This is a genomic window from Pseudomonas thermotolerans DSM 14292, from assembly GCF_000364625.1.
GTDB lineage: Bacteria > Pseudomonadota > Gammaproteobacteria > Pseudomonadales > Pseudomonadaceae > Aquipseudomonas > Aquipseudomonas thermotolerans.
The window spans coordinates 24,541-49,428 of record NZ_KB822609.1; the positions used below are offsets into that span (position 1 = coordinate 24,541).

Consider the following 24,888-nt stretch of genomic DNA (forward strand, 5'->3'; position numbering starts at 1 on the left):
TTCCTTCAGAGGCGGCGGTCGAGGCCGAAGCGCCTGATCAGCACCCGCTCCAGCAGGGCCTTGGGCAGCAGGCTGGCGAGCAGCGGCAGGCTGTGGCTGCCGTTGCCGAGGCGCAGCAGGCGCGGCGGATTGGGCTTGCGTGCTGCGGCGAGCAGGCCGTGGGCGAACTCCTCGGCCGGGGTGGGCCTGTCCTGGGAGGCCCGGGCGCGGGCCAGGATGCCGTCGCGGAACGGCCACCAGGGCGAGTCCTCGCGCAGCAGTTGTTCGGCCTCGCGACTGGCGTGGCTGCCGAAGTGGGAGGCGATGGCTCCCGGCTGCACTTCCATGACGCGGATGCCGAATGGTGCCAGCTCCAGGCGCAGGGCGTCGGAGAGGGCGTGCACCGCCGCCTTGGAGGCACAGTAGGCACCGGCGAAGGGGGTGACCAGCACGCCGGAGACGCTGCCGATGTTGACCACCAGGCCGCGCCTGCGGCGCAGCGCCGGGAAGAGCGCGCGGGTGACCTCCAGCACGGCGAACAGGTTGGTTTCGAATTGCCGGCGCAAGGCCTCGCTGCCGCCGTCCAGCAGGGGGCCCATGGCGCCATAGCCGGCGTTGTTGACCAGCACGTCGAGACCCTCGGTTTCCCGTGCCAGGCGCTCGCCCAGGGCGGCGACCGCCGCGCCGTCGGTGACGTCCAGCTGCACGCCGACGAAGCCGGCGGCTTCCAGGGCGGCGACGTCCGCCGCCTTGCGGGCGGTGGCCCAGACCCGGTAGCCGGTGGCCTGGAATGCCTCGGCCAGGGCGCGGCCGATGCCGCTGGAGCAGCCGGTGATCAGGACGCTGGCTTGGCTCATGGTGTGACTCCTTGTCGATCGTTCTGTACTGGGGCGACGGAGAGGTTCAGTCCGCGAAACGGCCCTGCAGGCGTTCGGCGCGGAATTCCAGGGTGGCGGCGCGATAGCCGGGGCGCAGCGCCGGCAGCGGCAGGCAGTCGCGCCAGCTGTCGCCCGGCAGCAGCTCGCCGGGGCCGCGGTAGCGCGGGGCGTCGTAGAGATTCTGCACCAGGTTGACGGTGTCCCCCGGGCGGTAGGCGGCAATCTCGAAGCGCAGCTCGACCAGCGGCAGCTGGCTACCGTTCTTCAGCTCCATGGCCAGCGGGCGGTCCGCTGGGCAGCTGTCGGGGGCGTGGCTCAGGCGCAGTTCCAGGCGGGCCAGGTTGCGCTGCTCGCGCAGGTCGTCCCAGTAGGTCCAGGCGCCGACCAGCAGCAGGCCGAGCAGCGCCGCCGCCGACACCGGCAGGGCCTTGGTAGGGTAGCGGATCAGCAGCACCAGCCAGGTGAGTACGAGCAGGATGCCGATCAGCATGCCGGGCGACCTGCGAGGGATGGGGAATGCAACATGGGAAGGGCCTCCTGCCAGGGGAGGGCTCATCCTAGTGGGGGAGGGCGGTGGAAAGGAAGTGGGAGCCCTCACCCTTGCCTCTCCCTGTGGGAGAGGCAAGCGCGTCGCTCCTGATCCTTGTTACAGATCCGCCAGCGGGTGCGGGCCACTCCAGGTGGGCTGGAAGTGCGCCTCGATCACCGCCTCGGGGAGGCTCTCCACGTCTGGCCAGTGCCAGCGAGGAGCATTGTCCTTGTCGATCAGCCGGGCGCGCACGCCCTCCGGGAATTCCGGGTGGCGGCAGCAGTTCAGGCTCATGGTGTATTCCATGCGGAACACCTCGGCGAGGGACAGGTAGCGGGCGCGGCGCAGCTGCTCCCAAACCAGGTGGGCGGTGAGCGGGCAGCCGTTGGCCAGGGTTTCGCCGGCCTTGACCAGGAAGGGATCGGGATCCTCGCGCAGGCTGGTGATCGCCCGCCAGGCGCCGGGCAGGTCGGCCACGTCGAGCAGGTGGTCGAGGTACTCGCGGCGCGGCAGCAGCTGGGAGTCCGGGCGCTCCGGCACGGCCTGGCGCTCCAGGGCCTGGAGCAGGCTGTTCAGCTGCCGGGCCGGCTGTTCCTGCCAGTTGAGGCGCTGCAGGCCGTGGATCAGCTCCTCCTGGTGGTCGCCGAGCAGGAAACGGTCGGCGAGGCCCAGCTCCAGGGCGTCGCGGGCGTTGATCTGGGTGGCGGTCAGGCTGAGGAACAGGCCGAGCCTGCCGGGCAGGCGGTTGAGGAACCAACTGCCGCCGACGTCCGGGTACAGGCCGATGCTGATTTCCGGCATGGCCAGGCGGGTGTTGCTGGTGACGATGCGGATCGCCGCGCCCTGCATCAGGCCCATGCCGCCGCCCATCACGTAGCCGTGGGCCCAGCAGATCAGCGGCTTGGGGTAACGGTGGATGAGGTAGTCGAGGCGGTACTCGTCGGCGAAGAAGCGCGCCGCCAGCGGCGGTACCTCACCGGGGTGGGCGCGGCAGGCCTCGACCAGCCTGACAACGTCGCCGCCGGCGCAGAACGCCTTGGGCCCGTTGCCGCGCAGCAGCACGCAGGCGATCGCCGGATCGTCCTGCCAGGCGCGCAGTTGGTGGCTCAGTGCCTCGATCATCGGCAGCGACAGAGCATTCAGGCTGCGCTCGGCATCCAAGGTGGCGATGCCGATGCGTGCGCCGTGCAGACCGGGCAGTTCTTGGAAAATCACGTTCATGGAAACAGCAGCCTCCAGCTTCCGGTGCCGGGCGGCAGGTCGGCCCTGCGCACCCGGGGCCTGGGTTCACTTGTTGCGCCAACGGGGCTCGCGTTTTTCCAGGAAGGCGTTAACCCCCTCGCGGGTATCCTCGGCGTCGAACAGGTCGACGAAGCGCTCGCGCTCCTCGGGCAGCCAGCTGTTCGGGCCGCGCTCGCGGGCGCCCTGGATCAGCGGCTTGATGGTGCGTACCGCCACCGGGCTCTGGCGGCCCACCCTGGCCGCTAGCAGTAGGGCGTGGTCGCGAGCCTCGCCGCTGTCCACCACCTGCTCGACCAGGCCGATGCGCAGCGCGGTGTCGGCATCCACCCGCTCGCCGCAGAGGATCATGCGCTTGGCCCAGCCTTCGCCGACCAGCCAGGGCAGCGCCTGGGTGCCGCCGGCGCAGGGCAGCAGGCCCACCGCGGCTTCCGGCAGGGCCATCTGCGCGTGGCGCTCGGCGATGCGGATGTCGCAGGCCAAGGCGCACTCCAGGCCGCCGCCCATGGCGTAGCCGTTGATCGCGGCGATGGACACGCCGCGGAAGTCGCGCAGGGTCTCGAAGGCCTCGCCGAAGCGCCGCGCCAGCTCGCGGGCACGGGCCTTGTCGCCGTCGGCGAAGAGGTTGAGATCGGCGCCGGCGCTGAAGAACTTGCTGCCTTGGCCGGTGATCACCAGGGCGTAGATATCGTCGTCGCGGTTGAGGTGCTCGACCACCAGCTTGAGACCGATCAGCGAGTCGCGGTCCCAGGTGTTGGCGGGCGGGTGGTTGATGGTCAGCAGGGCGGTGTGGCCATGCTTCTCCACGGTCAGCTTGTGGGTGACGTCGAGCAGGCCGGGTTTGTAGGGTTCGACGGCGTGACTCATGCCGGGCTCCATTTCTTGCTGTTGTTGTCTGGCTACAGATTTACAACAGTTGGCGCCGGAAGTCCCGCGCGGATGTCTAGGACGCGTCTCAGCCTCCGGCGGACAGCTCGCCCATGCGCTGCAGCACGGCGTTCAGGCCGTTGCTGCGCGACGGGGAAAGATGCCGGGCCAGGCCCAGGCGGGCGAACCAATCGGCCAGGTCGATGCGCTGCAGTTCGCCGGGCTCCAGGCCGTCGACCCGGGCCAGCAGCACCGCCAGCAGCCCGCGCAGCAGGCGCGCCTCGCTGCTGGCACGGAAGTGCCGGCGGCCGTCGCGGGTTTCCGCGACCAGCCAGACCCGGCTCTCGCAGCCGTGCACCAGGTTGGCCGCGCAGCGCTCCGCCTCGTCCAGCGGCTCCAGGCGCTCGCCCCACTGAATCAGCAGGCGCACGCGCTGTTCCCAGCCGGGGCATTGGGCGAAGGCCGCCAAGGCCTCGCAGGCGCGGGGCGGCAGGTGCGGCGTCTGGTCGTTCATCGCAGCAGCTCCAGGGCGCGGTCCAGGGCGGCGAAGAAGCGCTCCAGGTCCGCGCCGTCGTTGTACAGGCCGAGGGACACCCGCACTGCGCCGCCGAGGCCTAGGGAGGCGTACAGCGGCATGGCGCAGTGGTGGCCGGCGCGCACCGCGATGCCCTGCTCGCCGAGCAGCTGGGCGAGGTCGGCGTTGTGCACACCCTCGACCACGAAGCTGGCCAGAGCCACCTCGGGCGCGCCGAGCACGCGCAGGCCGTCGCGCTGGCGCAGGCCTTCCAGCAGCCGGGCATGTAGCGCCGCCTCGTGGCGGGCCACGGCCTCGGCATCCAGACCCAGCAGGTAATCGAGCGTGCTGCCCAGGGCGATCACCGCGCCGATCGCCGGGGTGCCGGCCTCGAAGCCCAGGGGCGGCGGGCGGAAGGTGGCGCTGCGGTAGTCGGCCACCTGCACCATCTCGCCGCCGAACTGCCAGTGCTCGAGGCGCTGCAGGGCTTCCGCGCGGCCATAGAGCACGCCGACCCCTTCCGGGCCGTACAGCTTGTGCGCGGAGAAGGCGTAGAAGTCGCAGTCCAGGGCCTGCACGTCGGGGCGCGCATGGACCGCGCCCTGGGCGCCGTCGACCACGGTCAGGGCGCCGCGGGCGCGGGCCAGAGCGAGCAGCTCGGCCAGCGGCTGCCAGCGGCCGAGAACGTTGGACAGTTGGCCGATGGCCAGCAGCCGGCACTGCGGGCCGATCAATCGGGCCGCCTCGGTGAGGTCGATGGCACCGTCCGCGTCCAGCGGCAGCACCACCAGTTCCAGGCCGCGACGCAGGGCCAGCTGCTGCCAGGGCAGCAGGTTGGCGTGGTGTTCGGCGGCACCGATCACCAACTGGTCGCCGGGGTGGAACTGCTCCTCCAGGGCATAGGCCAGCAGGTTGATGGCCTCGGTGCAGCCGCGGGTGAAGATGATCTGCCCCGGCGAGTCGGCGTTCAGCCAGTGCGCGACCTTCGCCCGGCTCGCTTCGAAGGCGCGGGTGGCGCGCTCGGCGGGCAGGTGCTGGGCGCGGTGCACGTTGGCCGTGCCGCGGGCGTAGTAGTCGGTGAGGGCGGCGGTCAGCGCCTGGGGTTTCTGGCTGGTGGCGGCGCTGTCCAGGTAGGTCTGGCCTTCCTTCTCGAGGGCCAGGATGCCGGGAAAGTCGCCGCGCCAGGGAGAGGACAGGGTCATGGGTACAAGCCTCGAGCTGCAAGACCAAGCGCCAGGGCTGGTGCCAGCAGCTTAGGGCTTGCAGCGCGTCTCTGCCGGATCAGTTGTGGGCGTGCAGGGCTTCGTTCAGTTCGATCGCGGTGCGGTTGGTCTTGCACTCCACTGCGCCAGTCTGCGAGTTGCGGCGGAACAGCAGGTCGGACTGGCCGGCCAGATCGCGGCCCTTGACCACCTTGACCAGGTTGTTCTGGTCGTCGAGCAGAGCCACCTTGGTGCCGGCGGTGACGTACAGGCCGGCTTCCACGGTACAGCGGTCGCCCAGCGGGATGCCGATGCCGGCGTTGGCGCCGATCAGGCAGCCTTCGCCCACGGAGATGACGATGTTGCCGCCGCCGGACAGGGTGCCCATGGTCGAGCAGCCGCCGCCCAGGTCGGAGCCCTTGCCGACGAACACGCCGGCGGAAACGCGGCCTTCGATCATGCCCGGGCCTTCGGTGCCGGCGTTGAAGTTGACGAAGCCCTCGTGCATCACGGTGGTGCCTTCGCCGATGTAGGCCCCCAGGCGCACCCGGGCGGTGTCGGCGATGCGTACGCCGCTCGGCACCACGTAGTCGGTCATCTTCGGGAACTTGTCCACCGAGATGACCTCCAGCAGCTCGCCCTTCAGGCGCGCTTCCAGCTGGCGCTCGGCCAGCTCGGCCAGGTCGATGGCGCCCTGGTTGGTCCAGGCCACGTTGGGCAGCAGAGGGAAGATGCCGGTCAGGTTGACGCCGTGCGGCTTGACCAAGCGGTGGGAGAGCAGGTGCAGCTTGAGGTAGGCCTCCGGGGTGGAGCTCAGCGCGGCGTCCTCGGCCAGCAGGGTGGCGACCAGCGGCCGGTGGCTCTCGGCCAGGCGGGTGAGCAGGGCGGACTGCGCGGCGTCCACGCCCTTCAGGGCGTCGGCCAGCTTGGCGGCCTGGTTGTTGCTGATGGCGATGGCCTGGTTGCCGCCGGTGTAGCCGAGGACTTCACTGACCTTGGCGACCAGTTCGGTGGAAGGGGCAAGCAGGGGCCGAGCATAGAAGACTTCCAGCCAGTTGCCCTGGCGGTTCTGAGTGCCGACGCCGAAGGCGATGCTGAACAGGGAGGTGGTCATGAGCGGGGTTCCTTGTAACGAATGGGGATGGTCAGGCCAGGGCGGCAGCGTAGAGTTCGGGCTTGAAGCCGACTAGGGTACGCTCGCCGAGGTCGAGCACCGGACGCTTGATCATCGACGGCTGGGCGAGCATCAGCTCGATGGCCTTGGCTTCGTCGAGATCGGCCTTCTGGGCCTCGTCCAGCTTGCGGAAGGTGGTACCGGCGCGGTTCAGGATGGTCTGCCAGCCATGCTCGGCACACCACCTGCGCAGACTGTCGCGGTCGATGCCGGCGCTCTTGTAGTCGTGGAAGCGGTACTCCACCTGATGCTCGTCGAGCCAGGCGCGGGCCTTCTTCATGGTGTCGCAGGCCTTGATGCCATAAAGGGTGTAGGTCATCGGTCTCCTCGAGAAAGGGGCAACCCTGAGTCTGGGCGGCGATTATGCCATGTCGTGCTGCTTCCCGGTCGCTCCTGCGTGCGCCCTCGTGGCGCACCTTTCCCGAGAGTCTCAGGGGGCGTCGTGCTCGCTTTCCCCGGGCAGCGCCGGCACCGGGACGGCCCAGCGGCGCCAGCTGGCACTGCTTGAGCCACCCGGTCAGCGGCAGCTCCATGAGCCGGTAGATGCCGATCGCTACCCGCAGAGAGCCAGGGGCAGGGGCGCCAGTCCTCCGTCGCGTCGGGCGGCGCCATGGGCGTAGAGGACGTAGCAGGCCATGTCGAAGACTAAGTCGGGATAAGTCGGGAAGGATGTCGTCGGTATAGAAATCCAGCACCACCGATTTGAAGTGCAGCAGCGAGCCCAGCTTGACCCGCCCCACGAGCAGGGCCACGCTGCCCCCCGAAGGTACCCGGCCAGTGCAGCGGCACGATGCGAATGAGGCGCCGGATGAAGAATTGCCGGGGGAGCGCTCGGTGACCAAGGCCATGGATGAAGCCGCTGATCATGAAGAAGATGTCTACGCCCCAGGCGCCTTCGCGGAACAGCGGGATGTGCTGGACGACCACCGCCGGGTGGCGATCGCCAGCAGGACCTGGGCGCTGTCCGGCTTGTCGGCCGAAGTCGGAATGGCTGTCATCGGGAGGTCGCTTTTCGCGTGGAGCCGGCGGGCAGTACGATGCTTGAGTAAAGCCGCTGCGAATCGTTTTGCAGCTGGCGCGGAGCTGGACGCGTGGGCGGTGGGCACAACGAAGAGTGCCGCAGGACTTCCGGTAACCTCTCGTCCGGTGGGAGATGCACGGAGATGGAGCCTACCGGCGTCAAGGGTATCGCGGGACGAATCATATTCTTTAAACTCTGCCGGAACCCTTCGCAGAGCAGACGAAATCCTTCGGAGCCTTTCCTTGATTCCTTTTCTTCTGGTCTCGCTGTGGCGCTGTTTCGTCTGCCTCCTGCTTATTATCGGCATCGCTCTGCCGCTACGGGCCGAGGAGGCGCACCTGCCGCTGGACCAGCAGACCGCGGCGGTCAGCCAGGTGGTGCTGGGCATCCTCAGCTTCGCGCGCTGGCCGCAGCCCGTCGAGGTGCTGCAGCTCTGCGTGGTTGGTCCCACCGAATACGCTGACGGCCTCCTGCAGGGGGCGGTGCAGTCCGACGGCCTGCCTGTGCAGGCGCGTCGTCTGGCTCTCGACGATCCTCGCCTGGTCAGTGATTGCCAGGCGCTCTACCTGGGAGTGCTCAGCGAAGCGGAGCACCGCGGGCTGTTCACCCGGATCGCCGGCCAGGCGGTACTGTCGATCAGCGAGCACGACCCCGAGTGCAGCGTGGGCACCATGTTCTGCCTGAAGACCGGCGGCCCCCGGGTGGGCTTCGCTGTCAACCTCGACTCGGTGGCGCGCAGCGGCGTGCGCGTGCATCCCAACGTCCTCAAGCTGGGCCGACGGGGGAGCGCGCCATGAAGCCGCAGCCATCCGGTGCCCAGGTGCGGCGCCCCTCGTTGCGCCGAGTGTTCTACCGCGCCAACCTGCTGGTGGCGCTCGGCGCGGTGTGCATGGCTGGCCTGGCGGTGACCGTGGTCGGCCTGCTCACCCTGCGCGCATACGCCGAGCACAACCTACACCTGATCGCCCGCTCCATGACCTACACGGTGGAAGCCGCCGTGGTATTCGACGACCCGGTCGCTGCCGAGGAGGCCCTGCGCGCCATCGCGGTCGAAGAGGAGGTGGCCGAGGCCGCGGTGCACGACGCCCGAGGTCGGTTGCTGGCCGTCTACCAGCGTGCCGGAGGGCCTATGGTCGGTGTGGAGCGACGGCTGAGCGTCTGGCTACTCGGCGATGGGATCTCCCAGCCGATCCTCCGCGACGGACGGTACCTCGGCGAGGTGTGGGTGGCCGGCTATGGCGGCAACCTGCTGCTCTACCTGCTCGCCGCGCTCGCGGGTGTCTTCCTCGGCCTGGCGCTGTCCGCGCTGGGCGCGCTCTACCTGTCGCGGCACATGGTGGCCAGGGTGCTTGGTCCCCTCGACCGCCTGGCGAGCGTTGCCCATGCCATCCGTCGCGACCGCGACTTCGCCCAGCGGGTGCCGCCGGCCCATATCGTCGAGCTCAACGAGTTGAGCGAGGACTTCAACGCCCTGCTCGACGAGCTGAATGCCTGGCAGGTCCACCTGGAGCAGGAAAATGCCGTCCTGGCCCACCAGGCCAGCCACGACAGCCTGACCCGTCTGCCCAACCGCGCCTTCTTCGAGGGCCGCCTGAGCCGCGTGCTGCGCGATGCCGCGGCGCGTGGCGAGCAGGTGGCGCTGATGTTCATCGACAGCGACCGCTTCAAGGAAATCAACGACAAGCTCGGCCACGCGGCCGGCGACGCGGTGCTGGTCAACGTCGCCGCGCGCATTCGCGGCCAGCTGCGCGAGAGCGATCTGGTGGCGCGCCTGGGCGGCGACGAGTTCGCGGTGCTGCTGGCGCCGATCGGTTGCGCCGAGGATGCGGTGCGCATCGCCGAGGACATCATCGCCAGCATGGAGGTGGCGATTCCGCTGCCGGACGGCAGCCAGGTACATACCTCGCTGACCATCGGCATTGCCCTCTTTCCCGAGCATGGCGACGGTCCGGAAGCGCTGCTGCACAGCGCCGACCTGGCCATGTACCACGCCAAGCGCCAGCAGCGGGGGACCTGGCACTTGGCGCAGCCTAGCCTGTTGTCCGCCCCCACTCGAGATACGGGAGAAGTTTCATGAAACTGCCGAACCGCCTGCTTACCCTTGTCCTGTTGGCAGTGGCCCTGGTTGCCTGCCAGACGCAGCCGTCGTCCGGCTTGACCGCGGAGCAGATAGCCGTGCTCAAGCGCGAGGGCTTCCGGCTGACCGACGACGGCTGGGAGTTCGGCCTGTCCAGCAAGGTGCTGTTCGGCAACAACAAGGACGAGATATTTCCGGAGAGCCGGGCGACCATAGAGCGGCTCGGCCGCACCTTGCACGAGGTGGGCCTGGATCAACTGCGCCTGGAGGGGCATACCGATTCCTACGGTGATCCCGAGTACAACCGGCAGCTCTCGGTGCGCCGTGCCCAGGCGGTGGCCGACGTGCTGGTCGGCGTCGGCATGCGGGCGGAGCACCTGGAGGTGCGCGGCCTCGGCATGAGCAAGCCGGTGGCCGACAACAGCACCGCCGCCGGGCGCATGGAGAACCGCCGGGTGGCGATCATCGTGCCGGTGGAGTGAGTTCGCGGGGTGCCCACCGGCCGGGCGCCCCACCGGCCAGCCTCAGAGACTGGAGCAGAGCTCGCGGATGCGCTGGGCGGCTTCCACGCACTCGGCGAGCGGCGCGACCAGGGCCATGCGCACCCGGTTGGCGCCCGGGTTCTCGCCGTTCACCTCGCGGGACAGGTAGGAGCCCGGCACCACGGTGACGTGCTGGCGGGCGAACAGCTCGCGGGTGAAGGTCTGGTCGTCCACCGGGGTCTTCGGCCACAGGTAGAAGCCGCCGTCCGGGCGCTGCACGTCCAGCGCCCCGGCGAGGATGTCCAGCACCGCATCGAACTTCTCGCGGTAGAGGGCGCGGTTGGCACGCACGTGGACCTCGTCTTGCCAGGCGGCCACGCTGGCCAGCTGGGTCTGCACCGGCATGGCGCAGCCGTGGTAGGTGCGGTAGAGCAGGAAGGCCTTGAGGATGTCGGCGTCTCCGGCCACGAAGCCGGAGCGCAGCCCCGGCAGGTTGGAGCGCTTGGACAGGCTGTGGAACACCACGCAGCGCTTGAAGTCGCTGCGGCCCAGTTCGGCGCAGGCGGTCAGCAGGCCGGGCGGCGGGTTCTGCTCGTCGAAGTACAGCTCGCTGTAGCATTCGTCGGCGGCGATCACGAAGTCGTACTCGTCGGCCAGGGCGATCAGTTTCTTCAGGGTCTCCAGCGGCACCAGGGCGCCGGTGGGGTTGCCCGGCGAGCAGAGGAACAGCAGCTGGGTGCGCTGCCAGATCTCGGCGGGCACTGCGTCGAAGTCCGGGTTGAAGCCGTTCTCCGCCAGGCACGGCAGGTAGTGCGGGGTGGCCCCGGCGAGCAGGGCTGCGCCCTCGTAGATCTGGTAGAAGGGGTTGGGGCTGACCACCAGGCCGGCCTCGCTGCGGTTCACCACGGTCTGGGTGAAGGCGAACAATGCCTCGCGAGTGCCGTTGACCGGCAGCACGTGACGCGCGGCGTCCAGCCAGCCGGCCGGAACCCGGAAGCGTCGTTCGCACCAGCCGGCGATGGCCTCGCGCAGGGCCGGCAGCCCCAGGGTGGTCGGGTAGACTGCCAACTGGTCGAGATTGCTGCTCAGCGCCTCGGCGACGAAGCTCGGCGAGCGGTGCTTGGGCTCGCCGATGGACAGGGCGATGGCCCGCTTGTCGGCTGGCGGCTGCACGCCGGCGAGCAGGGCACGGAGTTTCTCGAAGGGGTAGGGCTGCAACTGGTTCAAGGCGTCGTTCATTTCGGTTTCCTGGCGCCCGGCGTGCCGGCGCTTGCTGCTTGTGGCTCGCAGCTGGCTGCTGCTTTTCTTCTAGATGCTGATCCGGGGGGCACGTTCGCCGTGTCGCGGGTCGGTGACAACTGCTCGATGATCGCCTGCTGCAGCCGGGCGCAGAGTTCCGGGTCGGACAGCGGCTGGTTGTTGGCGTCGGTGACGAAGAACACGTCCTCGACCCGTTCGCCCAGGGTGGCGATCTTGGCGTTCTGCACCGACAGGTCGAAGTCGAGGAAGATCCGCCCGATGCGCGCCAGCAGGCCCGGGCGGTCCGGGGCGGTGATTTCCAGCATGGTGACCTGGCGCTGGGCGTCGTTGGAGATGGTCACCTCCGGGGCGAAGGCGAAGTGCTTGAGCTGGCGCGGCACGCGGCGCTGGATGATCGCCGGGTAGTCGTCGGGGTTCTTCAGGGCGTCCACCAGCCCCTCGCGGATTTCCTTGATCCGCGCCGGATCGTTGCCGATCTGCCCGCCGTCGGCATCCAGCACTATGTAGGTGTCCAGGGTGAACTGGCTGGTGGAGGTGAGGATCCGCGCGTCGTGGATGTTCAGGTTGAGCTGGTCCATGGCCGCCACGGTCACCGCGAAGAAGTCGTGCTGGTCGGGGGCGTAGATGAAGATCTGGGTGCCGCCCTCGAACTCGCGCTGGGTGGTTTCCTTGATCAGCACCAGCGGGCCGCCGTCCTGCGGGTGCTGGAGGATCGCCTCGGTGTGCCAGGCCACGTCGCCGGCGGTGTGGCGCAGGAAGTAGTCGTCGCCGAGCTGGGCCCAGAGCTGCTCAGCGTCGTCCTGGTCGGTGCCGTTGCGCACCAGGATGTCCAGCGCAGCGCTCTGGGTACGGCGGATCTGCTCCTCGCGATCAAGCGGGTTCTCCAGGCCGCGGCGCAGGGCGCGCTTGGTCTCGGTGTAGAGCTGGCGCAGCAGGCTGGCTCGCCAGGAGTTCCACAGCGTCGGGTTGGTGGCGTTGATGTCCGCCACGGTTAGCACGTAGAGGTAGTCGAGGCGCGTCTGGTCACCGACGTGCTGGGCGAAGTCGTAGATCACCTGCGGGTCGGAGAGGTCCTTGCGCTGCGCGGTGGTGGACATCACCAGGTGGTTGCGCACCAGCCAGACTACCAGGCGGGTGTCCCAGGCAGGGAGGTGGTGGCGGACGCAGAAGGCCTCGGCGTCCACCGCGCCCAGCTCGGAGTGGTCGCCGCCGCGGCCCTTGCCGATGTCGTGGTAGAGTCCGGCGATGTAGATCAGCTCGGGCTTGGGCAGGCGGTCGATGAGCTTGCTGGCCAGCGGGAACTTCTCGGCCAGTTCCGGCCACTTCAGCTTGCGCAGGTGCTTGATCAGGTTGAGGGTGTGGGCGTCGACCGTGTAGATGTGGAACAGATCGTGCTGCATCTGCCCGACGATGTGCCCGAACTCCGGCAGGTAGCGGCCGAGGATCCCGTAGCGGTTCATCCGCCGCAGGTTGCGGTGGATGCCCTGACTGCACTTGAACAGCTCGATGAACAGACTGGTGTTGCGGATGTCCTTGCGGAAGTCGTCGTCGATCAGGTGGCGGCTGTCGCGCAGTAGGCGAATGGTGTCGGCGCGCACGCCCTTGATCTCCGGGTGCTGGGCCATCAGCACGAAGATCTCCATGATCGCGAAGGGGGTACGTCTGAAGACGTGTGGGTGGGTCACCTCGATGTAGTCGTCGCGCACCTGGAAGCGACTGTTCAGCGGGCGCACCTGGCCGCTGCCGCCGTCGCCGAGGATGGCCTCCTCGAAATGCAGCACCACCAGCTCGCTGAGCTCGGCGATGCTCATCACCGTACGGTAGTACTTCTGCATGAAGCGCTCGATGGCACGCTTCGGGTCGCTGTCCACGAAACCGAGCAGCTCGGCGATGTTTCGCTGGTAGTCGAACAGCAGGCGGTCCTCGGCCCGGCCGGCCAGCATATGTAGGGCGTAGCGCACCTTCCAGAGGAACTCCTGGGCCGAGGAGAGCAGAGCGTACTCACTCTCCAGCAGGAAGCCCTGGCCGACCATGGCGTGCAGGTTGAGGGTGCCGAAGTGGCGGCGGGCCACCCAGAGGATGGTCTGCACGTCGCGCAGACCGCCCGGGGAGCCCTTCACGTTGGGCTCCAGGTTGTACTCGGTGTCGTTGTACTTGGCGTGGCGGGCGCGCTGTTCCTTACGCTTGGCGAGGAAGAAGTGCCTGCTCGGCCACATCCGCTCCGGGCCGGTGACCTCGATCATGCGCTGGCGCAGCTGCTCGGGGCCGGCGATGGTGCGGCTCTCCATCAGGTTGGTGATCACCGTCAGGTCGGCGCGCGCCTCCTCGGCGCATTCTTCCACGCTGCGCACGCTCTGGCCGACTTCCAGACCGATGTCCCAGAGTAGGGTGAGGAAGCGTTCGATGGGTTCGCGGTAGCGCTCGTGGTCGGCGTCGCCGAGGAGGATCAGCAGGTCGATGTCGGAGAAGGGATGCAGCTCGCCGCGTCCGTAGCCGCCCACCGCCAGCAGGGCGATGTCGGCGTCCGTGCCCCAGTCGAGGCGGGCCCAGGCCTCGCGAAGGATCTGGTCGACGAACCAGGCGCGGGCCTCGACCAGGCGGCGTATGTCATGGCCCTGGCGGAAGCGCGCGTCGAGCACCTCGTTGGCGGTGCGGATGGCCTTCTTGAAAGCGGCGATGGGGCTCGCCTTGAGGGCCAGCTCGGCCTGGAACTGGCCGCGGTCGAACAGCTCGGAGTCAACCTGCGGCATGCTGCTTCCTTCTCTTGTGGCGGCGGATCAGTGGGACGAGGTGCGCGGGATGGTGTCGTCGCTGCGCAGGGTGAGGATCTCGTAGCCGTCGGCGGTGACCAGCACGGTGTGTTCCCACTGGGCGGACAGCTTGCGGTCCTTGGTGATCGCGGTCCAGCCGTCGCCGAGCAGGCGGGTTTCCGGGCGGCCCTGGTTGATCATCGGCTCGATGGTGAAGGTCATGCCTTCCTTCAGTTCCAGGCCGGTACCGGCGCGGCCGTAGTGCAGCACTTGGGGCTCCTCGTGGAACACCGCGCCGATGCCATGGCCGCAGTACTCGCGGACCACCGAGAAGCCATGCTTCTCGGCATGCTTCTGGATCACCTCGCCGATGTCGCCGAGACGGGCGCCCGGGCGGACCAGTTCGATGCCCTTGTACATGCACTCCTGGGTGATCCGGCTGAGGCGCTCGGCCCACTCCGGCACCTTGCCGACCAGGAACATCTTGCTGGTGTCGCCGTGATAGCCGTCCTTGATCACCGTGACGTCGATGTTGAGGATGTCGCCTTCCTTCAGCGGCTTCTCGTTGGGAATGCCGTGGCAGACCACGTGGTTGATCGAGGTGCAGATCGACTTGGGGAAGCCCTTGTAGTTGAGCGGCGCCGGGATGGCCTTCTGCACGTTGACGATGTAGTCGTGACAGATACGGTCCAGTTCCTCGGTGGTGACCCCGGGTTTGACGTACTCCCCGATCATCTCCAGCACTTCGGCGGCCAGGCGGCCGGCGACGCGCATTTTTTCGATTTCCTCGGGCGTCTTGATGGTGACGGTCATGGCGACTCTCAGGCGTGTTTCCGGAAACAAAGAGTGTAATCTTAACAGTTGGAGGGCCGAAGCATGAAGCTGAAAGGGCGTTCGGCCGGGCGGCACTCCGTGGCTTTGGCTTATAGCTTCGGGGCGCTTTTTGTGCTATAAAACGCGCCGCTTTGCGGGCAGGTGTCCGTAAAAGCCTTAACCCACACACGCATCGACACGGTTTCCTGGGTGCCCGCGAGGGTTGGAAATTGGGGTGCGTGGAGGCCTAACCCGACTACTGAGGAACGATCATGTCCCAAGTCACCATGCGCGATATGCTGAAGGCCGGTGTGCACTTCGGCCACCAGACCCGTTACTGGAACCCGAAAATGGGTAAGTACATTTTCGGCGCGCGTAACAAGATTCACATCATCAACCTCGAGCAGACCCTGCCGATGTTCAACGAAGCCCTGAGCTTCGTTGAGAAGCTGGCGGCCGGCAAGAACAAGATCCTGTTCGTCGGCACCAAGCGTTCGGCCAGCAAGATCGTCGCCGAGGAAGCTGCCCGTTGCGGCATGCCCTACGTCGACCACCGCTGGCTGGGCGGCATGCTGACCAACTACAAGACCATCCGCGCTTCCATCAAGCGTTTGCGCGAGCTGGAAACCCAGTCCCAGGACGGCACCTTCGACAAGCTGACCAAGAAGGAAGCCCTGATGCGCACCCGCGACCTGGAGAAGCTGGAGCGCAGCCTGGGTGGTATCAAGGACATGGGCGGTCTGCCGGACGCGCTGTTCGTGATCGACGTTGACCACGAGCGCATCGCCGTCTCCGAAGCCAACAAGCTGGGCATCCCGGTCATCGGCATCGTCGATACCAACAGCAGCCCGGAAGGCGTCGACTACGTGATCCCTGGCAACGATGATGCCATCCGCGCCATCCAGCTGTACATGGGGGCCATGGCCGATGCCGTGCTGCGTGGTCGCAGCAACGCCGTTGGTGGTGCCGAAGAGTTCGTCGAGGAAACTGCCGTCGAGGCCAGCGAAGGCTGATCGGGCGGGCGATAGACGTTTCCCGTTGCGCAGGAAGGGGGCTAGGCCCCCTTTTTGCCACTTTGGAATTAGAGCGCACCCGGGCGTTCCGGGTGAAATGGTCGAAACACCGTTTCTAGAGGATTTTGAACATGACAGAAATTACCGCAGCCCTGGTTAAAGAACTGCGTGAGCGCACCGGCCAAGGCATGATGGAATGCAAGAAGGCCCTGGTGGCTGCCAACGGCGACATCGAGAAGGCCATCGACGACATGCGCGCTTCCGGCGCCATCAAGGCCGCCAAGAAAGCCGGCAACATCGCCGCTGAAGGCTCCATCGCCGTGAAAGTGGCCGACGACCACAAGTCCGCGGTGATCATCGAAGTCAACTCGCAGACCGACTTCCTGGCCCTGCAGGACGACTTCAAGGCCTTCGTTGCCGAAAGCCTGAACGAAGCCTTCGAGCAGAAACTGACCGACGCCGCTCCGCTGATCGCTTCCCGCGAAGAAGCTCGCCAGGCACTGGTCGCCAAGTGCGGTGAGAACGTCAACATCCGTCGCCTGACCCGCGTCGAGGGTGATCTGGTCGGCGCCTATCTGCACGGCCACCGCATCGGCGTGGTGGTTGCACTGAAAGGCGGCAACCCCGAGCTGGCCAAGGACATCGCCATGCACGTGGCGGCCAGCAACCCGCAGTTCCTGAACCCCAGCGACGTTTCCGAAGAGGCCATCGCCAAGGAGAAGGAAATCTTCCTGGCTCTGAACGCCGACAAGATCGCCGGCAAGCCGGAAAACATCGTCGAGAACATGGTCAAGGGCCGCATCAACAAGTTCTTGGCCGAAAGCAGCCTGGTCGAGCAGCCGTTCGTCAAGAACCCCGACGTGAAGGTCGGCGAGCTGGCCAAGCAGGCCGGTGCCGAGATCGTCTCCTTCGTCCGCTACGAAGTGGGTGAGGGCATCGAGAAGGCCGAAGTGGACTTCGCTGCCGAGGTTGCCGCGCAGGTCGCCGCTTCCAAGCAGTAAGGCCTTTATACTGCTGTCCCGAAGAGGCTGCCCGCTCAAGCGCGCAGCCTCTTTTTCAAGGTGGGAGTGGACTTTCCCCGCCACGATGCAATGAATGTTCGCGGGCGCGGTCATAGCGTCCGACTGAAGCCGGAGTCCTAGCAGACAGACTCCGGTTCCCCCAACAGCGCCGCAGGAGAGATACGCATGGCTCAGCAGGTGAGTGGTCGACAACCTCGCTATAAACGCATTCTGCTCAAACTAAGCGGCGAGGCCCTGATGGGCTCGGAAGATTTCGGCATTGATCCCAAGGTGCTCGATCGCATGGCCCTGGAGGTCGGCCAACTGGTCGGCATCGGCGTGCAGGTCGGCTTGGTGATCGGCGGTGGCAACCTGTTCCGCGGCGCGGCACTGCATGCCGCCGGCATGGACCGGGTGACCGGCGACCATATGGGCATGCTGGCCACGGTGATGAACGCCCTGGCGATGCGCGATGCCTTGGAACGCTCCAACATTCCCGCTCTGGTCATGTCGGCGATCTCCATGGTCGGCGTCACCGACCATTACGACCGCCGCAAGGCCATGCGCCACCTGAGCAGCGGCGAGGTGGTGATTTTCGCCGCCGGTACCGGCAACCCCTTCTTCACTACCGACTCGGCCGCCTGCCTGCGGGCCATCGAGATCGATGCGGACGTGGTGCTGAAAGCCACCAAGGTCGATGGCGTATACACTGCCGATCCGTTCAAGGACCCGCACGCCGAGAAATTCGAGCGGCTGACCTACGACGAGGTGCTGGACCGCAAGCTGGGTGTGATGGACCTGACCGCCATCTGCCTGTGCCGCGACCATGCCATGCCGCTGCGGGTATTCAACATGAACAAGCCCGGCGCCCTGCTCAACGTGGTGGTGGGGGGAGCCGAAGGCACTCTGATCGAGGAGGATGCACAATGATCAACGAGATCAAGAAAGACGCGCAGGAGCGCATGAAGAAGTCCGTGGAAGCGCTGGAGCATGCCTTCGCCAAGATCCGTACCGGCCGCGCGCATCCCAGCATTCTGGACGGCATCATGGTCTCCTACTACGGCAGCGATACCCCGCTGCGGCAGATCGCCAACGTGGTGGCGGAGGACTCCCGCACCCTGGCTCTGACCGTGTTCGACAAGAGCATGATCCAGGCGGTCGAGAAGGCCATCATGACTTCCGATCTGGGCCTCAACCCGGCCACCGCCGGCACCACCATCCGCGTGCCCATGCCGCCGCTGACCGAGGAAACCCGCAAGGGCTACACCAAGCAGGCTCGTCAGGAGGCCGAGAATGCCCGCGTGGCGGTGCGCAACATCCGGCGCGATGCCCTGGCGCAGCTCAAGGACCTGGTCAAGGAGAAGGAAATCAGCGAGGACGAGGAGCGTCGTGCGGCCGACGAGGTGCAGAAGCTCACCGACAAGTTCGTGGCCGAGATCGACAAGGCGCTGGAAGCCAAAGAAGCCGACCTGATGGCTGTCTGACGGCCTGCGACCATGGATACGAAGGACAAGGCGGTACCGGCCAAAGTGCCCCGGCACGTGGCCATCATCATGGACGGCAACAACCGCTGGGCGAAGAAGCGCCTGATGCCGGGTGTCGCCGGGCACAAGGCAGGCGTTGATGCGGTGCGCGCGGTCATCGAGGTGTGCGCCGAGGCCGGGGTCGAGGTGCTGACCTTGTTCGCCTTCTCCAGCGAGAACTGGCAGCGCCCGGCCGATGAGGTCAGCGCCCTGATGGAGCTGTTCCTCAACGCCTTGCGCCGCGAAGTGCGGCGCCTCGACGAGAACGGTATCCGCCTGCGCATCATCGGCGATCGCTCGCGCTTCCATCCCGAGCTGCAGGCCGCGATGGACAAGGCCGAGGCGGCTACTGCCGGCAACTCGCGGTTCATCTTGCAGGTCGCGGCCAACTACGGCGGACAGTGGGACATCACCCAGGCCACCCAGCGCCTGGCCAAGCAGGTCAGCGAGGGCCGGCTGCGGCCTGAGGAGATCACCCCGGCGCTGCTGCAGTCCCAACTGGCCACCGGCGAGCTGCCGTTGCCGGACCTGTGCATCCGTACCGGCGGCGAGCATCGCATCAGCAACTTCCTGCTCTGGCAACTGGCGTACGCCGAGCTGTACTTCTCCGATCTGCTCTGGCCGGACTTCAAGCACGAGGCCATGCGCAACGCGCTGGCCAACTACGCAACCCGGCAGCGACGCTTCGGTAAGACCAGCGAGCAGGTGGAAGCCGAGGCCCGTCAATAATGCTGAAACAACGAGTCATCACCGCCCTGATCCTTCTGCCGATCGCTCTGGGTGGTTTCTTCCTGCTCGACGGTGCGGTCTTCGCCGCCTTCATCGGGCTGGTCGTGACCCTGGGCGCCTGGGAGTGGGCGCGTCTGGCCGGCATCGAGACGCAGCCCGGGCGGATCGCCTACGCCGCTCTGGTGGCGGCGCTGGTGCTGCTGCTGTACCTGGCTCGCGCCGGCCTGCCCTGGCTGGCCGGCGCCGTGCTGCTGCTGGCCATGCTCTGGTGGCTGGCGGCCATCGCCCTGGTGATTGGCTATCCGGCGAGCAGCCGCTGCTGGTCGGCCGTGCCGGTACGTCTGGCGATCGGTCTGCTGATCCTCCTGCCAGCCTGGCAGGGGCTGGTACTGTTCAAAGAATGGCCGCTGGCCAACTGGCTGATCGTCGCGGTGATGGTACTGGTCTGGGCCGCGGACATTGGCGCCTACTTCGCCGGGCGGACTTTCGGGCGCCGCAAGCTGGCGCCGCGGGTCAGCCCCGGCAAGAGCTGGGAGGGGCTATACGGCGGTCTGGCGTTCAGCCTGCTGATCGTGGTCGGCGTCGGTCTGTGCCGTGGCTGGGCGCCCGTCGACTTCGTTAAGGGGCTGCTCGGCGCCGCGCTGGTGGTGCTGCTCTCGGTGGTCGGTGACCTGGCCGAAAGCATGTTCAAGCGTCAGGCCGGGGTGAAGGACAGCAGTAACCTGCTGCCCGGCCACGGCGGCGTGCTCGACCGCATCGACAGCCTGACGGCGGCCATCCCGGTGTTCGCCGTGCTGCTCTGGAGTCAGGGCTGGGGGACGCTGTGAACAGGCCGCAACAGATTACCGTGCTGGGGGCGACCGGCTCGATCGGTGCCAGCACCCTGGACGTGCTGGCGCGCCATCCGGAGCGCTACCAGGTGTTCGCGCTGACCGGCTTCTCCCGGCTCGCCGAGCTCAGGACCCTCTGCCTGCGCCATAACCCGCGTTTCGCGGTGGTGCCCGACGAGCGTGCCGCGCGCAATCTGCAGGAGGCCCTGAGGGCCGCCGGGCTGAGCACCGAGGTGCTGCACGGCGAGGCCGGGCTCTGCACGGTGGCCGCGGCACCCGAGGTGGACGCGGTGATGGCCGCCATCGTTGGCGCCGCCGGTCTACGGCCGACCCTGGCGGCGGTGCAGGCAGGCAAGAAGGTGCTGCTCGCCAACAAGGAAGCTCTGGTGATGTCCGGCGCTCTGTTCATGCGCGCGGTGCAGGCCAGCGGCGCCATGCTGCTGCCGATCGACAGCGAGCACAACGCCATCTTCCAGTGCCTGCCGAGCAACTATGCTCGCGGCCTGGCGGCCAGCGGCGTGCGGCGCATCCTCCTCACCGCCTCCGGCGGGCCGTTCCGCGAGACGCCCCTGGCGGCCCTGGATCATGTGACCCCGGAGCAGGCCTGTGCCCACCCCAACTGGACCATGGGGCGGAAGATCTCGGTGGACTCGGCGAGCATGATGAACAAGGGGCTGGAGCTGATCGAGGCCTGCTGGCTGTTCGATGCCCGCCCGGCCCAGGTCGAGGTGCTCATCCATCCGCAGAGCGTGATCCACTCGCTGGTGGACTACGTGGATGGCTCGGTACTCGCCCAGTTGGGCAATCCGGACATGCGCACGCCCATCGCCCATGCCCTGGCCTGGCCGGAGCGCATCGACTCCGGGGTGGCGCCGCTGGACCTGTTCTCCGTGGCTCGCCTGGACTTCCAGGAGCCGGACGTCGAGCGCTTCCCCTGCCTGCGCCTGGCGCGTCAGGCCGCCGAGGCGGGCGGCACCGTGCCGGCCATGCTCAATGCGGCCAACGAGGTGGCGGTGGCGGCATTTCTCGAACGGCGCGTCCGCTTCACCGAGATCGCGAGTATCATCGACCACGTGTTGAATCACGAGGCTAGCGGCACCGCGGACAGTCTCGACTGCGTACTGGGCGCCGACGCGCGGGCGCGTGCTCAGGCCAGACGCTGGCTGGAGCGAGGAGGGCGGTAATGAACACCCTGTACATGGTTCTGGGCTTGCTGGTGGCACTGGGGGTGCTGGTCACCTTCCATGAGTTCGGCCATTTCTGGGTGGCACGTCGGTGTGGCGTCAAAGTGCTGCGCTTCTCCGTGGGTTTCGGTACCCCGCTGCTGCGCTGGCACGATCGGCACGGCACCGAGTTCGTGGTCGCCGCCGTTCCCTTGGGTGGCTACGTGAAGATGCTCGACGAGCGGGAAGGCGAAGTGCCCGCCGAACTGCTCGATCAGGCGTTCAACCGCAAGTCGGTTAAGCAGCGCTTCGCCATCGTTTCTGCCGGGCCGATCGCCAACTTCCTGCTCGCCCTGCTGTTCTTCTGGATCCTTGCCATGCTGGGCAGCCAGCAGGTGCGCCCGGTCATCGGCGCGGTGGAGGAGGGCAGTCTGGCCGCCCAGGCCGGTCTCGTGGCCGGTCAGGAAATCGTCGCGGTGGACGGCAAGCGCACCCCGGGCTGGGCCGCGGTAAGCCTGCAGCTGGTGCGCAGGCTGGGGGAAAGCGGTGAGCTGGCGCTGACCGTCCGGGAGTCGGACTCCAGCCTCGAGCGCGACTATCGGCTGAGCCTCAACGACTGGCTGCGTGGCGCTGACGATCCTGATCCCGTCGCCTCCCTGGGCATCCGCCCGTGGCGTCCGCAGACCCCCGCGGTGCTCGCTCAGTTGGCGCCGGACGGCCCGGCCCTGGCGGCCGGCCTGCAGGTGGGCGACCGCGTGCTGGCCATCGACGGTCTGGTCCTGGCCGACTGGCAGCAGCTGGTCGATGCGGTGCGCCAGCGCCCGGACGAGGCGGTCACCCTGCGCATCGAGCGCGGCGGCGAGGAGCGCGAGGTGCGTCTGACCCTGGCCTCGCGCGGCGAAGGCGAGGCCCGCATGGGCTATCTGGGCGCCGGGGTGGAAGGCGTCGAATGGCCGGCGGAAATGCTCCGCGAAGTCAGCTTCGGCCCGTTCGAGGCGGTGGCCGAGAGCCTGCGCCGGACCTGGTCGATGAGCGTGCTGACCCTCGACTCGCTGAGGAAAATGCTGTTCGGCGAGCTCTCGGTAAAAAACTTGAGCGGGCCGATAACCATTGCTAAAGTGGCGGGCGCTTCGGCCCAGTCCGGGGTGGGGGATTTCCTCAATTTCCTCGCCTATTTGAGCATCAGCCTGGGGGTTCTGAACCTCTTGCCGATCCCCGTGCTGGATGGGGGGCATCTGCTGTTCTACCTCATCGAGTGGGCGCGGGGGCGCCCGCTTTCGGAACGGGTGCAGGTTTGGGGAATGCAGATCGGTATCAGTGTGGTCGTAGGGGTCATGCTGCTGGCCTTGGTCAACGATTTGAGCCGGCTGTAACGACGTAACGAATGACAAATCTGCTGCCTTGGCGGCAGATTTTTTTATCGCCAGTTGGAAATAAAAAGGACTTCATGAAACGTCTGCTGCTACCTGTGGCGCTGGCCACATTGATGATTGCCGAAGTTCACGCCGAGTCCTTCACCATCTCCGACATCCGCGTCAACGGCTTGCAGCGGGTCTCCGCCGGCAGCGTTTTCGGGGCCCTGCCGCTCAACGTCGGTGATCAGGTCGACGACCGCGAACTGGTCGAGGCGACCCGTGCCCTGTTCAAGACCGGCTTCTTCCAGGACATCCAGCTCGGCCGTGATGGCGACGTGCTCGTCATCACCGTGGTCGAGCGTCCGTCCATCTCCAGCATCGAGATCGAGGGCAACAAGGCGATTTCCACCGAAGATCTGCTCAAGGGGCTGAGCCAGTCCGGCCTGGCCGAGGGCGAGATCTTCCAGCGCGCCACCCTGGAAGGCGTGCGCAATGAGCTGCAGCGCCAGTACGTGGCTCAGGGCCGCTACTCGGCGGAGATCGAGACCGAGGTGATTCCCCAGCCGCGCAACCGGGTGGCGCTGAAGATCACCATCAATGAAGGCACTGTGGCGTCCATCCAGCATATCAACGTGGTGGGCAACACCGTTTTCCCCGAAGAGGATCTGCTCGACCTCTTCGAGCTGAAGACCACCCACTGGCTGTCGTTCTTCAAGAACGATGACAAGTACGCCCGCGAGAAGCTTTCCGGTGACTTGGAGCGGCTGCGTTCCTACTATCTGGACCGCGGCTACATCAACATGGACATCACCTCCACCCAGGTGTCCATCACCCCGGACAAGAAGCACGTCTACATCACCGTGAACATCGACGAGGGCGAGAAGTACACGGTGCGTGAGGTCAAGCTGTCCGGCGACCTCAAGGTGCCGGAGGACGAGGTCCGCAAGCTGCTCCTGGTGCAGAAGGGTCAGGTGTTCTCCCGCAAGGTGATGACCACCACCTCCGAGCTGATCACCCGCCGCCTGGGCAACGAGGGCTACACCTTCGCCAACGTCAACGGCGTGCCGGAAGCCCACGACGAGGATAACACCGTCTCCATCACCTTCTTCGTCGACCCTGGCAAGCGCGCCTACGTCAACCGCATCAACTTCCGCGGCAACACCAAGACCGAGGACGAGGTGCTGCGTCGCGAGATGCGCCAGATGGAAGGCGGCTGGGCCTCCACCTACCTGATCGACCAGTCGAAGACCCGCCTGGAGCGCCTCGGCTACTTCAAGGAGGTGAACGTCGAGACCCCGCAGGTGCCGGGTACCGACGATCAGATCGACGTCAACTACACGGTCGAGGAGCAGCCTTCCGGTTCGATCACCGCCAGCGTCGGCTTCGCCCAGAACGCCGGTCTGATCCTCGGCGGCTCGATCAGTCAGAGCAACTTCCTGGGTACCGGCAACAAGGTCAGCATCGGTCTGACCCGCAGCGAGTACCAGGAGCGCTACAGCTTCGGTTTCGTCAATCCCTACTGGACCGTGGACGGCGTCAGCCTGGGCTGGAACGCCTTCTACCGCACCACCGACTACGACGACCTGGATGTCGACGTGTCCAGCTATGCAGTGGATAGCTACGGCCTGGGTGTCAACATCGGCTACCCGATCAGCGAGACCTCGCGCCTGAGCTTCGGCCTGACCGTCCAGCAGGACGACATCAACACCGGCGTCTACACCGTCGATGAGATCTTCGACTTCATCAAGCAGGAAGGCGACAGGTATCTGAACTTCAAGGGCTCCATCGGCTGGTCCGAGTCGACTCTGAACCGTGGCGTGCTGGCCACCCGCGGCCACTCGCAGAGCCTGGTGCTGGAAACCACCCTGCCGGGCAGTGACCTGTCGTTCTACAAACTCGACTACCGGGGTCAGATCTTCGCGCCGTTGACCCAGAACACCGCGCTGCGCTTCCATACCGAGCTGGGCTACGGCGACAGCTACGGCTCCACCGCCGAGCTGCCGTTCTACGAGCACTACTATGCGGGTGGCTTCAACTCGGTCCGCGGCTTCGAGGACAGCAGCCTCGGTCCGCGCAGTACCCCGAGCCGCGGCGCCAGCGTGACCGGCAACGAGGGCACCCTGGCCGACCCGGACACCGATCCGCTGCCGTTCGGTGGTAACGTGCTGATCCAGGGCGGTGTCGAGTACCTGTTCCCCTTGCCCTTCGTGAAGGATCAGCGTCAACTGCGCACCGTGCTGTTCTGGGACGTGGGTAACGTGTTCGACACCAACTGCAGTAGCGCGCAGAAGCACGGCGTGGCGGGCTTCCGCAGCAAGGACGAGGCGTGCGATATCGACTTCTCCAACCTGGCCAGCTCCGTGGGTGTCGGCCTGACCTGGATCACCGCGTTGGGCCCGCTGAGCTTCAGTCTGGGCATGCCGATCAAGAAGCCGGACGATGCGGATACCCAGGTCTTCCAGTTCTCGCTGGGCCAGACTTTCTAACCG

General features: G+C 66.9%; 23 protein-coding genes. 12 read left to right on the plus strand and 11 right to left on the minus strand.

Annotated elements, in window-relative coordinates; all coding sequences use genetic code 11:
- Window positions 1-5 precede the first annotated feature (5 nt).
- From H165_RS0109930 to H165_RS0109965, 8 genes are all read right to left on the minus strand, one after another.
- Complete coding sequence (locus H165_RS0109930) at window positions 6-836, minus strand: SDR family oxidoreductase (protein WP_017938782.1); 831 nt, start codon at window positions 834-836, stop codon at window positions 6-8.
- A gap of 46 nt (window positions 837-882) precedes the next feature.
- Window positions 883-1,347 carry a hypothetical protein gene (locus H165_RS0109935; protein ID WP_017938783.1) on the minus strand — a complete coding sequence of 155 codons (465 nt, stop codon included), beginning with the start codon at window positions 1,345-1,347 and terminating at the stop codon, window positions 883-885.
- Window positions 1,348-1,503: 156 nt separating this feature from the next.
- Window positions 1,504-2,607, minus strand: a complete 1,104-nt coding sequence (locus H165_RS0109940) for an enoyl-CoA hydratase/isomerase family protein (RefSeq protein WP_017938784.1) — start codon at window positions 2,605-2,607, stop codon at window positions 1,504-1,506.
- A gap of 66 nt (window positions 2,608-2,673) precedes the next feature.
- Window positions 2,674-3,492 (minus strand): enoyl-CoA hydratase, encoded by an 819-nt coding sequence (locus tag H165_RS0109945; RefSeq protein WP_017938785.1) that lies wholly within the window; start codon window positions 3,490-3,492, stop codon window positions 2,674-2,676.
- A gap of 88 nt (window positions 3,493-3,580) precedes the next feature.
- Window positions 3,581-4,006, minus strand: a complete 426-nt coding sequence (locus H165_RS0109950; RefSeq protein WP_017938786.1) for a SufE family protein — start codon at window positions 4,004-4,006, stop codon at window positions 3,581-3,583.
- The gene (locus H165_RS0109955) at window positions 4,003-5,208 is read right to left on the minus strand and encodes an aminotransferase class V-fold PLP-dependent enzyme (protein WP_017938787.1); all 1,206 of its coding nucleotides are present in this window, start codon (window positions 5,206-5,208) and stop codon (window positions 4,003-4,005) included. The genes H165_RS0109950 and H165_RS0109955 overlap by 4 nt, the downstream gene beginning before the upstream one ends.
- Window positions 5,209-5,287: 79 nt before the next feature.
- On the minus strand, window positions 5,288-6,322 hold the full coding sequence (gene dapD / locus H165_RS0109960) for a 2,3,4,5-tetrahydropyridine-2,6-dicarboxylate N-succinyltransferase (RefSeq protein WP_017938788.1): 1,035 nt from the start codon (window positions 6,320-6,322) through the stop codon (window positions 5,288-5,290).
- 31 nt (window positions 6,323-6,353) lie between these two features.
- Window positions 6,354-6,701: an ArsC family reductase gene (locus H165_RS0109965; RefSeq protein WP_017938789.1), complete on the minus strand. Its 348-nt coding sequence runs from the start codon at window positions 6,699-6,701 to the stop codon at window positions 6,354-6,356.
- Between the two features lie 944 nt (window positions 6,702-7,645).
- Between H165_RS0109965 and yfiR the strand changes: the two genes are divergently transcribed.
- The 3 genes from yfiR to yfiB are packed head-to-tail and all read left to right on the plus strand — an operon-like array spanning window position 7,646 to window position 9,962.
- Complete coding sequence (gene yfiR, locus H165_RS0109970) at window positions 7,646-8,200, plus strand: regulatory sequestration protein YfiR (protein ID WP_017938790.1); 555 nt, start codon at window positions 7,646-7,648, stop codon at window positions 8,198-8,200.
- The gene (gene dgcN / locus H165_RS18510; RefSeq protein WP_017938791.1) at window positions 8,197-9,480 is read left to right on the plus strand and encodes a diguanylate cyclase DgcN/YfiN; all 1,284 of its coding nucleotides are present in this window, start codon (window positions 8,197-8,199) and stop codon (window positions 9,478-9,480) included. Before yfiR ends, dgcN begins: the two co-directional genes overlap by 4 nt.
- Window positions 9,477-9,962, plus strand: coding sequence for an outer membrane lipoprotein YfiB (gene yfiB / locus H165_RS0109980; protein ID WP_017938792.1), 486 nt, complete (start codon window positions 9,477-9,479; stop codon window positions 9,960-9,962). The genes dgcN and yfiB overlap by 4 nt, the downstream gene beginning before the upstream one ends.
- Before the next feature lie 42 nt (window positions 9,963-10,004).
- Here the strand turns inward: yfiB and dapC are convergent, their stop codons facing one another.
- From dapC to map, 3 genes are read right to left on the minus strand one after another with little or no spacing between them, the layout of a single operon-like run.
- Complete coding sequence (gene dapC, locus H165_RS0109985) at window positions 10,005-11,201, minus strand: succinyldiaminopimelate transaminase (protein ID WP_017938793.1); 1,197 nt, start codon at window positions 11,199-11,201, stop codon at window positions 10,005-10,007.
- On the minus strand, window positions 11,198-13,972 hold the full coding sequence (locus tag H165_RS0109990; protein WP_017938794.1) for a [protein-PII] uridylyltransferase: 2,775 nt from the start codon (window positions 13,970-13,972) through the stop codon (window positions 11,198-11,200). The genes dapC and H165_RS0109990 overlap by 4 nt, the downstream gene beginning before the upstream one ends.
- Window positions 13,973-13,999: 27 nt before the next feature.
- A complete protein-coding gene (map, locus tag H165_RS0109995) occupies window positions 14,000-14,785 on the minus strand; it encodes a type I methionyl aminopeptidase (protein ID WP_017938795.1) in 786 nt (261 codons plus the stop codon).
- A 272-nt stretch (window positions 14,786-15,057) separates the two neighbouring features.
- Between map and rpsB the strand changes: the two genes are divergently transcribed.
- From rpsB to bamA, 9 genes are all read left to right on the plus strand, one after another.
- Entirely contained in the window at window positions 15,058-15,798 is a 741-nt protein-coding gene (rpsB, locus tag H165_RS0110000) for a 30S ribosomal protein S2 (RefSeq protein ID WP_017938796.1), read from the plus strand.
- A gap of 131 nt (window positions 15,799-15,929) precedes the next feature.
- Window positions 15,930-16,799: a translation elongation factor Ts gene (gene tsf / locus H165_RS0110005; RefSeq protein ID WP_026146526.1), complete on the plus strand. Its 870-nt coding sequence runs from the start codon at window positions 15,930-15,932 to the stop codon at window positions 16,797-16,799.
- A gap of 186 nt (window positions 16,800-16,985) precedes the next feature.
- Window positions 16,986-17,729 carry a UMP kinase gene (gene pyrH / locus H165_RS0110010; RefSeq protein ID WP_017938798.1) on the plus strand — a complete coding sequence of 248 codons (744 nt, stop codon included), beginning with the start codon at window positions 16,986-16,988 and terminating at the stop codon, window positions 17,727-17,729.
- Window positions 17,726-18,283, plus strand: coding sequence for a ribosome recycling factor (gene frr, locus H165_RS0110015; protein WP_017938799.1), 558 nt, complete (start codon window positions 17,726-17,728; stop codon window positions 18,281-18,283). The genes pyrH and frr overlap by 4 nt, the downstream gene beginning before the upstream one ends.
- Window positions 18,284-18,295: 12 nt before the next feature.
- Entirely contained in the window at window positions 18,296-19,051 is a 756-nt protein-coding gene (locus H165_RS0110020; protein WP_017938800.1) for an isoprenyl transferase, read from the plus strand.
- On the plus strand, window positions 19,051-19,878 hold the full coding sequence (locus tag H165_RS0110025) for a phosphatidate cytidylyltransferase (protein ID WP_017938801.1): 828 nt from the start codon (window positions 19,051-19,053) through the stop codon (window positions 19,876-19,878). Before H165_RS0110020 ends, H165_RS0110025 begins: the two co-directional genes overlap by 1 nt.
- The gene (ispC, locus tag H165_RS0110030; RefSeq protein ID WP_017938802.1) at window positions 19,875-21,065 is read left to right on the plus strand and encodes a 1-deoxy-D-xylulose-5-phosphate reductoisomerase; all 1,191 of its coding nucleotides are present in this window, start codon (window positions 19,875-19,877) and stop codon (window positions 21,063-21,065) included. Before H165_RS0110025 ends, ispC begins: the two co-directional genes overlap by 4 nt.
- Window positions 21,065-22,417 carry a sigma E protease regulator RseP gene (gene rseP / locus H165_RS0110035; RefSeq protein ID WP_017938803.1) on the plus strand — a complete coding sequence of 451 codons (1,353 nt, stop codon included), beginning with the start codon at window positions 21,065-21,067 and terminating at the stop codon, window positions 22,415-22,417. The genes ispC and rseP overlap by 1 nt, the downstream gene beginning before the upstream one ends.
- Window positions 22,418-22,491: 74 nt before the next feature.
- The gene (gene bamA / locus H165_RS0110040; RefSeq protein ID WP_026146527.1) at window positions 22,492-24,885 is read left to right on the plus strand and encodes an outer membrane protein assembly factor BamA; all 2,394 of its coding nucleotides are present in this window, start codon (window positions 22,492-22,494) and stop codon (window positions 24,883-24,885) included.
- Window positions 24,886-24,888 lie beyond the last annotated feature (3 nt).